Below are 8839 nucleotides of genomic sequence, written 5' to 3' on the forward strand. Positions count from 1 at the left end.
AATCAGGCCGTAGGGAAGGCGAAGGGCGCCTCCAGGCGGTGATCCGCATCGCGAACGGAAGCGGTACACACGACGATGTACGACCAGACACGCGCCCAGCAGCCCGCGGACCGGCCCCCCGGCCCGGGTGGACGCCGCACCACGGGACCGGAGCCGCTGCTTCCCCCGGAAGGACGGGCCGAGATCGTGCGCCGCCTCGGACATGCCGTCAACACCTTCGCGGACACCCCGCGCGAGGCGCTGGAGGAGGCCGAGGGCGCCTTCGACGAAGCCGCCGCCCAGCTCGCGACCGCCCTGTCCGAGGTGCGTCGGGTGCTCCGCGCAGGCTGGCATGACCGGGACCCCGAGACGGACTCCGCCGAACTCCGTGCTTCGCTGAGGCAGTACCGGGAGCTGACCCAGCGGCTGCTGCGGACGTAGGCGGCGGCAGGCTCCCGCCGGAAAACGGCGGGGGCGCACGCCGAGTCCTTCCCGGCAGCGGCGAGAGACGAGCCTCCGGCCGGAGGCGCTGCCCCGGGCCCCGCCCGGTTCTCCGGCCCGGCACCGCGGTCTGCGACGGCCGCCGCCGGTCGTCCGTACCTCGACGGCGGCCGCCCGGGCTCCCCGCGCGCCGCTCCCCCCAATTGTTCGGGCGCGTCGACGGGAGCCGTGTGCCCCACGTCGGACCGTGCAGCGGCATGCGGGAAGGTCACCGCGCCGGTCTCGCGACGAGGGGAAGTGGACGGGGTGACGCACAGGGGGCAGCCGGCCGGGGGGCCATGAGAGGTGGCTGTTCTGCGGAGGCTGCGAATTCGATCCTTGCCCGGGTTCGGGGGCACGGGCGGCCGACAGGCTGCCGAACGGTGTGCCTTCCGCGGAAACCTGTGGCACGGCGGAATGCCGCAAGCCTAGGTGGATTTCCTCCGGAGGAGAACCTTTCGGAGAGGTTCGCGTCCTGGCTGCCACCGCCCACCACGGCGGCGGGCCCGCCGTGCGGGCGCCCTTGGCCAACCGGACAGAGGGGACGGCGCGGCGCGCGGGTGCGCTGATGCGCGACTGGTTCCAGGCCCGTGGGCTGCCGCCGGAGGCTCGGCATACAGCTCGCCCGGCTCCTGCCTGCGGTTCTCGACCTGGCGGCGTGTCAGCGCACGGAGGCGTTCGATCTCGTGAGTCGGGGATCCCTCCTCCCGCTTCGGCCGACCCGGCGGCGTCGATCGCCGGAGCGGCACCGGTGCCTGAATCCGTGCGCGGGACGCCCCGGTGTGCACCGGACTCCCGGCCGAGAGCGGCAGCCGCCTTCGCGAGCGGCCTCTGCTGCCGGGCAGGGGGCGACCGGCCCGGCTCCGTTCGGTCACCGGGGGCTGGCACCCCGTGACGGGCGGACCACCGTCCGGACGTCGGTGTGACCATGGCACGCACGGCCGGTCCTCCCCGGCATACCCTTCAGAAAAGGGGGCGCTGGAAAATTCGGCCGGGCCCGCGTGGAACGCGCCGCAGTCGCCCCGCCCCGTCTCCCGGCGTACCGGGCAGCGACGCGTCCGCGTTCTGCCGGTCGCCCGTCAGGAGGTCCGTGTGGAGTACGACCACCTGCCCACCCGGGGCCACGCGGAGGTGCGCATCGTCGCCGCGACCCCGGAGGTCGCGCGGCGCGTGGCCGAGGTCCTCCGTCGCTGCTTCGCCTCGACCGAGCAGCGCAGCTACCCCGCCGGGGAAGGCGGAGGCACCCGGCTCCATCTCACCCTCGACACCGCCCGCACCGCGGAACCCGCACGGTCGTGGCTCGCGGCCGGCGAGTCGACGGGGCAGACGTCGGCACACGCCGACGAGGTGTGACCGGGCGCGTGCGGTCAGGAGGGTCCGTCGTCCCGGCCTTCTCCACACGGCCGTCAAAACTTCGGAGAACGACAGACATGACGAAACTGCGTGAACGCAAGAACAACCGGAAGGCGGTCCTGCGATCCCTGTACGGGGCTGTGGAGCACAACCGCTCCGAGGTCAGCGGATCGGCGCTCCGTACCGAGCTGGGCCTGCCCGACGAGGACCTCTCCGCCGCCTGCGCCTACCTGGCCGACGAGGGCCTGATCAACGTGGACTGGACCTCGCACCGGACCCCGGCCGCCGTGTCGCTGACACACGAGGGCATTCGCCTGATGGAGGAGCGGGAGGAGGAACGGGAGGAGCGGGAGGTGCAGGAGTAGCGGGAGGTACCGGAGCAGCGAGAGGCACGGCAGCAGGAGGGCAGGCCCCGTCCGCTTCTCCGCGAGCAGGAGCAGCCTGACGACACCGAGAGCCTTTCGCGCAGCGCGGCAGGCGGTGCCGTTCCCGGCGAGTGACGCGACGGGCGGCCATTCCCACGGCGCCCGGGACGGGACCGCACGGTGGGAACCAGCAGAACGCCCGGCGCGGCCGAGTCCGCGCCCAGCGAGTACACGTATCGCATGCCCATGCCTCGCCTGACCGTCACCCGGGACATCAGCCACGGCCCGCTGGACGGGGCATGGTGGCCGCGCTGCGACGCCCTGGAGCTCGAACTGCCCCTGCTCGTCGCCGCGTTGGAACCGGACCTGGACGCCGAGGTACGGGTCACCGTCGACCCCGCCGAATGGCCCGGAGCCCCGCACGCGGTCATGGCGCCCGGCCGGGCGATCACCGTGGAGCCGGCCGGTCCCGGAGACGAGGCACACGTCATCACCCTGGACTGCGGCACCGTGGGACGCTGGGTGCTCCTGGTGGTCCCGCCCGAGGAGTCCGCAGGAACGGCCGCCCGGCTGCTGGCCGCGGTCGACGACCCCGAGAACACGCTGACCGCGGTGCGGATGCTGGCGCTCGCCCGCACCGGCCGCCTCGGAGGCACGGCAGGGAAGACCGGATGAGGGCCGCGTCCCCCGTGGTCATCGTGGACCTGAGCGCGGTCACCTTCGCCGACTGCAGCATTCTGCCGCCGCTGTGCGAGGCGTGGTCCGACTGCCACGCCCGGGGCGGATGGATCCGCGTCGTCCACGACAACCACACGGTCGGCCTCGTCTTCCGCTGCACCGGCATGCTCGGCCGCTTCCCCGCCCACGCGAACGCACAGGACGCCTGGGAGGGGCGAACGTCCGGGGCGACGGCGTACCGTACGCGAACCGGGGCCGGCATCGACGGCCGGTGACGAGTGCGGCGACTCGCCGGGCTCTGCGCGGGAAGCCGGGCGGACGGACATCGAGTACGCCCGGACGGAAATCTGTCACGGCGAGGCCACATGTCGGTGCCCGCCGGAGATAGGGTTGTGGCACGACGCAGATGGTGCTGATTCCTTCGAGCACGGGTGCCACGCACACCTGGGTCCTCCGTACCGCTCCCGGAACGAAGGTGTCATGCCCGCCGAGAACGACCCCGTCGTCGGCAACCTCGACGATGACGACTACCCCGCCTACACCATGGGCCGGGCCGCTGACGTGCTCGGTACCACCCCCGCCTTCCTGAGGGCCGTCGGCGAGGCCGGGCTGATCACCCCCGTGCGTTCGGAAGGCGGTCACCGCCGGTACTCCCGCCGCCAGTTGCTCGTGGCCGCCCGCGCGCGCGAGCTGGTCGGCCAGGGCACCCCCGTCGAGGCCGCCTGCCGCATCGTCTTCCTCGAGGACCAGCTGGACGACGCCCTCCGCCAGAACCGTGAAATACGCCGGAAGCTGGACGAGGGCGACGCGAATATCTAGTTCCGCCGGTGCAGAAATACCGGTTCCGGCGGGATGAGAATCGCCGGACGGACACGAAAGTGCATGGCCGGTTCCTGCCGGGCTGTGTTAGCGTGATAGGCGTTGCGGTTTTGGTTACCAGAGGTTTTTTCTTTGCATAGCTTTCCGGATCTTTCCGGAGGGGTGATCATAGCGGCGACTCGGCCCCGCAAAGTGCGGGTCCGGCACTGCCCCCCAAGGGAGATTCAATATGGCATCTGGCACCGTGAAGTGGTTCAACGCGGAAAAGGGCTTCGGCTTCATCGCGCAGGATGGCGGTGGCGCCGACGTGTTCGCCCACTACTCGAACATCATCAGCAACGGTGGTTTCCGCGAGCTTCAGGAAGGCCAGAAGGTCAGCTTCGACGTCACGCAGGGCCAGAAGGGTCCGCAGGCCGAGAACATCGTCGCTGCCTGAGACTGACGTGTAGCGTCGCGAGCTGGTGGCTCGCGCATCATGTGGCTGGGGCCCGCACTCCTGGGGTGCGGGCCCCAGCCATTGCGTCACCCGTACACCCCGACACCCGGATATCTCGGTGTTTCCGAAATGTTCGGCTCTCCTGTTCTCCGGGATCTCCGGATTGATGACATCCCTGGCTTCGGTACCGAGAGGCTCGGCGTACCGTTTTTTCTTCGGCTCATTCTTGTGATTCCTCGTACGGCCGCCCGCCGTCGGACGGAATTCCTCGATACGCCGTATCGAGGAAGGTTCCAGCTTGAATCGCACCCGCCGCACCGGCGGCACCTCCGGGCTCTCCCGCTCGAACGGGAGAGCCCCGCACTCGACGGGCTCCACGAGCGGAAGCCGTTTCCGCAAGCAGGAGACGGGCCACCAGGGTCCTCGTCCGGGCGCCGGGCGCAAGAGCCGCCAAGGAGCGCACTCCACCGCCCGCCGACAGGAGTTCGCTCCGCCCGTCACCCTGACCGAGCCGCTGCCCGCGGTCGAGGCGTTCGCCGAACTGGACATGCCCGTACGCCTGCTGGCCGCGCTCCGTGCCGAGGGCGTGGCCGTGCCCTTCCCGATCCAGGCGGCCACCCTGCCCAATGCTCTCGCGGGCCGGGACGTGCTGGGCCGGGGTCGTACGGGTTCAGGGAAGACGCTCGCCTTCGGCCTGCCGATGCTGGCCCGCCTCGACGGGCGGCGCGCCCTGCCCCGGCAGCCGCTCGCCCTCGTCCTCGTCCCCACCCGGGAACTGGCCCAGCAGGTCACCGACGCGCTCGCGCCCTACGCCCGCGCCCTGGGACTGCGGCTCGCCACCGTGGTGGGCGGCATGTCGATCGGCAGGCAGGCGAGTGTCCTGCGCGGCGGGGCCGAGGTCGTCGTCGCGACGCCCGGCCGCCTCAAGGACCTCATCGAGCGGGGAGACTGCAGGCTGGGCCGGGTCGCCGTCACCGTTCTCGACGAGGCCGACCAGATGGCCGACATGGGCTTCATGCCGCAGGTGACCACGCTCCTCGACCAAGTCCCCTCAGGTGGGCAGCGGTTGCTGTTCTCGGCCACTCTGGACGGTGACATCGACCTCCTGGTGCGCCGCTACCTCCACGACCCCGTGGTGCACTCGGTCGACCCGCCGGCGGGCAGCGTCACCACCATGGCGCACCACCTGCTGCACGTGCGCGACGCCGACAAGGACACCACCGCGACCGAGATCGCCGCCCGCGACGGTCGCGTGATCATGTTCCTGGACACCAAGCACGCGGTGGACCGGCTGACCGAGCACCTGCTGTCCGTCGGAGTGCGCGCCTCGGCCCTGCACGGCGGCAAGTCCCAGCCGCAGCGCAACCGGACGCTCGCCCGGTTCAAGGACGGCCACGTCACGGCCCTGGTGGCCACCAACGTCGCGGCCCGCGGCATCCACATCGACCACCTCGACCTGGTCGTGAACGTCGACCCTCCCGGCGATCCCAAGGACTACCTGCACCGCGGCGGCCGTACCGCCCGCGCCGGTGAGTCCGGCACCGTCGTCACCCTCGTCCTGCCGCACCAGCGCCGAGCGGTGGACCGCCTGATGGCCGACGCCGGCATCACCCCGCGCGCGGCCAGGATCCGCCCCGGCGCGGCCGCACTGCACACCATCACCGGCGCCCGGACCCCGTCCGGCGTGCCGGTCACCGTCCCCGCGCCGGTCGCCGGACAACGCGAGGCCAGGGGAGCCGCGGGCCGTGACCGCCAGGACCGGTCGGCCGGACGGGGCGGGAACGGCCGGACCGCGGGCCGAGCCCGGCGCTCCGCCCCCGGGCCGACCCCATAGCCCGGCCACGGGAAACGCGCCCTGCTCCCGGCAGCCAGGCCGAGACGCCGCCCTCCTGCCCGCCCCGACGAAGAGGAGAAGTCCTTGACGCCGAGTACGCCGAGTACGTCGAGTACGCCGAGTAAACCGATGACGCCGATTCAGCCGATGACGCCGGCTTCGCCCCGGACACACCGGCACGGCAGGACCGACGGCACCGGACTGACCGCCCGCGACGCCATGCTGTACGCCCCCGGACCGCAGGTCGACGACCACATGGCGGTCGATGTGGCCCTGTCCGTGCTCATCGGGGCTCGCGTTCCGCACCTGCTCCTCCAGGACGAGGACGGGCGGTGCGCGGGACTGGTCACCCGGGCCCAGCTCGCCGCGCACCGCGGCGGCTCCTGGTTCAGCGACCGGACCCGGCTGCGCGACATCCAGCTCGACCGCGGACCGTTCACCGCGTCGACGGCCGCACTCGGCGACGCGGAAGCCGCCATGCGGATACGGATACTGAACGTTTCCCCCGTGGTCGACGACCACGGCTACGCCCTGGGCGTCCTCGCGCTCACCCCCTGACCGCCCCGTCCGGCCGCCCCCGAGTCGTTCCCCGGCGTTCTCACCCATCTCCGCGGAGGAATTCATGCGCTGTGTCATCGCCCGTTTCCCCTTCGACCTGGCCAAGAGCGAGGTCGAGCAGTCGATGGACGGCATCACGCCCGAGCCCGTCACCGGCGTGTCCGTGACCATCGAGGGCCGGATCTACCCCGTGATGCAGGTCGGGGAAGTGATCACCAGGCAGAACCGCCGGGACTTCACGTCGTTCGAGATGCGCCGCGCCCTGACCCGGCTCGGCTTCACCTGCCACGACGCGCCCCAGGTCGAGCCGCCCCGGGACGCGCGGGCCGACGAGGACGCGCTCGGCTGGTGACGATTTCCGGAGTCACGGCAATTCATGTGCTGTTTGCCGGTTGAAAAGCCGAGGACCTGGCACTCGGTCTGTGAGCGGGCCGGACAGTGAACCCGCTCCCGTGAGGTCCGACGGTTCGGCAAGAAGCCGCGAGCCGCACGAGAACGGCATGGTCCGCTCCGCCCGGTTGCCGCCGTGAGGATGCCCGGCGGCGACCGGCGCGGCCCGTCTGTACTCCCGGGCACTCCGCGTTCGCGAACGCAACCGGTTCGTGGGGCGGGCATCGCCGAACCGCCGACCGCACCCCGGCCGGGTCCGCGCACGCCTCGCACCACTCCCGCCGACGACTCCGTGCCCACGGCGTGCCCTTAAGGGCGGACACCTACGGTCAACAGCAGGTCGGAGGCCATACGGCCGGTCAGGCGCCGTCGCTCCCAAGCTGAGAGCGCGAGTTCGATTCTCGTCACCCGTTCCAATGCAAAACCCCAGGTCATAGATGTGGGGGTTGTTTGCTGTCTAGACCAATTTGGGGGCTGCGTACCCTTCGCGTGCCCGAAGGCGCCGCTGACTGGATGCGGGACACCCGGCGGTGGCCTGGCACCGTGACCGAGTGCGCCGACCAGGTGCCGGCCATGACCGAGACGCTCCTGTCCGACCCTCGTCACTCGCACCGCCCTCGCCACGGAGACTGCCGACGCAGGCACGGCATGCACCGCCACCGGCGCGACCACCACCTCGTACACCTACGGCAGCGCGTGTGGGCCAAGGCCGGAGACATGGGCCTTGGCGTGGGGTCCGGTGGTCGGCCGCCGAAGGCCATCGGGCCGTCCGCCATGGGAAAGCCGTGGCTGACACGTCCAGCGCGCAGCGCGGACCGCGACGGCCGGTGCGAACTGAGCAGACCGCACCCCGCCCGCTTCGCCCCTCAGGGAGAAGTGCATCTCCGCAGGCCAGACCCTGTACCACGCTGACCGCACCGCCCGCCGGGCGCGGCTCGGCCAGGCCCTGGTGAGCGACAGGTTCGAGCGGCTCCGGCCAGCCGCTCGTTGCGCCGGAGCCTGCGTGCCCGCGGTGAACAGCCGGGCCTCGGCGCACCAGGCGCGGAGGAAAGCGCGGACCCCCACCGTGGTCGTCGACAGGGCCGGCAAGTGATCCGGCCCGCAGACGGCGCGATCGGGACACCGCCCAGGAGCTGCACGTCGGCGAGTCAAGTGGGAGTTCTGGCCCTTGCTGCTGACCGTGGGTGCGGGTATCCGTAACGGTCCCGACCCTCACTTCAGGGGCGTTGCCGCCCTGGGCTACGCCGCACGCATGCCCGCGGCGGCCGGCTGTTCCTCCTCGAAGAAGGTTTCGTCCTCCCCGAAGTCCGGGGCTCGGAAGGGGTTCGTCGTCGGAGCCGATGATGCTGGCACAGCCCAGCGGTTCTGTCCTTCCAGGGCGGAGAACAGCGATGTCGGATCGATGATGAGGTCTCGCTTTCGTCGAGGCTCCGTGAAGGGGCCTGGTGTGCCCGGACCGGACATCGTGGTCCTACAGCTTGGTCATCTTGGCGTACGGGCTCAAGATCCGTACTTGTTCCGAGCCGAAATCCACGAGTACCGCGACATCGTTCTCGATGCCGATCACCAGGCCGAGACCGTGCAGGTCGTGGGTGACCCGGTCACCCACGACGAACTGTTTGGGGACCGGCGTGGTCGGGGCTTTGAAGGGGCTGGTGGGCAAATGACGCTTCGGTGCCACAGGCTTTGTCATGTTGCCCCTAGTATGCGCCTAGGAACCGCGGTGGTGGCTGACTCGCTGATCTTTGAGTTTCCCCGGTAAGAGCCGGGCCTGCCGACCGTCCGCAGGCGCCCGTACCGTCATGCCTGCGGCGCCAGACAGCGGATGCAAATCCTTGGAGGCAATACCTCGTGCTGATCGCTCAGCGTCCCTCGTTGACCGAAGAGGTCGTCGACGAGTTCCGCTCCCGGTTCGTGATCGAGCCGCTGGAGCCGGGCTTCGGCTAC

11 protein-coding genes are annotated in these 8839 nt (G+C 71.0%); 10 read left to right on the plus strand and 1 reads right to left on the minus strand.

Annotated elements, in window-relative coordinates:
• Window positions 1-75: 75 nt before the first annotated feature.
• The 10 genes from ACFY6U_RS38620 (at window position 76) to ACFY6U_RS38665 (ending at window position 6854) form a co-directional block, all read left to right on the plus strand.
• On the plus strand, window positions 76-420 hold the full coding sequence (locus ACFY6U_RS38620; RefSeq protein WP_390045914.1) for a hypothetical protein: 345 nt from the start codon (window positions 76-78) through the stop codon (window positions 418-420).
• 1131 nt (window positions 421-1551) lie between these two features.
• Window positions 1552-1812 carry a hypothetical protein gene (locus ACFY6U_RS38625; RefSeq protein WP_390045916.1) on the plus strand — a complete coding sequence of 87 codons (261 nt, stop codon included), beginning with the start codon at window positions 1552-1554 and terminating at the stop codon, window positions 1810-1812.
• Between the two features lie 77 nt (window positions 1813-1889).
• A complete protein-coding gene (locus ACFY6U_RS38630) occupies window positions 1890-2177 on the plus strand; it encodes a hypothetical protein (RefSeq protein ID WP_384559450.1) in 288 nt (95 codons plus the stop codon).
• Between the two features lie 240 nt (window positions 2178-2417).
• Window positions 2418-2852, plus strand: a complete 435-nt coding sequence (locus ACFY6U_RS38635) for a DUF5994 family protein (protein WP_390045918.1) — start codon at window positions 2418-2420, stop codon at window positions 2850-2852.
• Window positions 2849-3130: an STAS domain-containing protein gene (locus ACFY6U_RS38640; RefSeq protein ID WP_390045919.1), complete on the plus strand. Its 282-nt coding sequence runs from the start codon at window positions 2849-2851 to the stop codon at window positions 3128-3130. The genes ACFY6U_RS38635 and ACFY6U_RS38640 overlap by 4 nt, the downstream gene beginning before the upstream one ends.
• A 205-nt stretch (window positions 3131-3335) precedes the next feature.
• Window positions 3336-3674 carry a MerR family transcriptional regulator gene (locus tag ACFY6U_RS38645; RefSeq protein ID WP_390045920.1) on the plus strand — a complete coding sequence of 113 codons (339 nt, stop codon included), beginning with the start codon at window positions 3336-3338 and terminating at the stop codon, window positions 3672-3674.
• A gap of 229 nt (window positions 3675-3903) precedes the next feature.
• Entirely contained in the window at window positions 3904-4110 is a 207-nt protein-coding gene (locus ACFY6U_RS38650; protein ID WP_352356523.1) for a cold-shock protein, read from the plus strand.
• Window positions 4111-4408: 298 nt separating this feature from the next.
• Window positions 4409-5944, plus strand: coding sequence for a DEAD/DEAH box helicase (locus ACFY6U_RS38655; protein WP_390045922.1), 1536 nt, complete (start codon window positions 4409-4411; stop codon window positions 5942-5944).
• Between the two features lie 129 nt (window positions 5945-6073).
• Complete coding sequence (locus tag ACFY6U_RS38660) at window positions 6074-6502, plus strand: hypothetical protein (RefSeq protein ID WP_390045924.1); 429 nt, start codon at window positions 6074-6076, stop codon at window positions 6500-6502.
• 64 nt (window positions 6503-6566) lie between these two features.
• Window positions 6567-6854: an SCO5918 family protein gene (locus tag ACFY6U_RS38665; protein ID WP_390045926.1), complete on the plus strand. Its 288-nt coding sequence runs from the start codon at window positions 6567-6569 to the stop codon at window positions 6852-6854.
• Window positions 6855-8363: 1509 nt separating this feature from the next.
• On the opposite strand, the gene ACFY6U_RS38670 is transcribed toward ACFY6U_RS38665, so the two are convergent.
• Window positions 8364-8585, minus strand: a complete 222-nt coding sequence (locus ACFY6U_RS38670) for a hypothetical protein (RefSeq protein ID WP_351496697.1) — start codon at window positions 8583-8585, stop codon at window positions 8364-8366.
• Window positions 8586-8839: the final 254 nt, after the last annotated feature.

Source organism: Streptomyces sp. NPDC013157, assembly GCF_042899865.1.
Classification (GTDB): domain Bacteria; phylum Actinomycetota; class Actinomycetes; order Streptomycetales; family Streptomycetaceae; genus Streptomyces.

Excerpts from the sequence above, each read along its gene's own strand:
- ACFY6U_RS38620 (WP_390045914.1), top strand. The coding sequence starts at position 76 with ATGTACGACCAGACACGCGCCCAGCAGCCCGCGGACCGGCCCCCCGGC.
- ACFY6U_RS38630 (WP_384559450.1), top strand. The coding sequence starts at position 1,890 with ATGACGAAACTGCGTGAACGCAAGAACAACCGGAAGGCGGTCCTGCGA.
- ACFY6U_RS38635 (WP_390045918.1), top strand. The coding sequence starts at position 2,418 with ATGCCCATGCCTCGCCTGACCGTCACCCGGGACATCAGCCACGGCCCG.
- ACFY6U_RS38640 (WP_390045919.1), top strand. The coding sequence starts at position 2,849 with ATGAGGGCCGCGTCCCCCGTGGTCATCGTGGACCTGAGCGCGGTCACC.
- ACFY6U_RS38645 (WP_390045920.1), top strand. The coding sequence starts at position 3,336 with ATGCCCGCCGAGAACGACCCCGTCGTCGGCAACCTCGACGATGACGAC.
- ACFY6U_RS38650 (WP_352356523.1), top strand. The coding sequence starts at position 3,904 with ATGGCATCTGGCACCGTGAAGTGGTTCAACGCGGAAAAGGGCTTCGGC.
- ACFY6U_RS38660 (WP_390045924.1), top strand. The coding sequence starts at position 6,074 with ATGACGCCGATTCAGCCGATGACGCCGGCTTCGCCCCGGACACACCGG.
- ACFY6U_RS38665 (WP_390045926.1), top strand. The coding sequence starts at position 6,567 with ATGCGCTGTGTCATCGCCCGTTTCCCCTTCGACCTGGCCAAGAGCGAG.
- ACFY6U_RS38670 (WP_351496697.1), bottom strand. The coding sequence starts at position 8,585 with ATGACAAAGCCTGTGGCACCGAAGCGTCATTTGCCCACCAGCCCCTTC.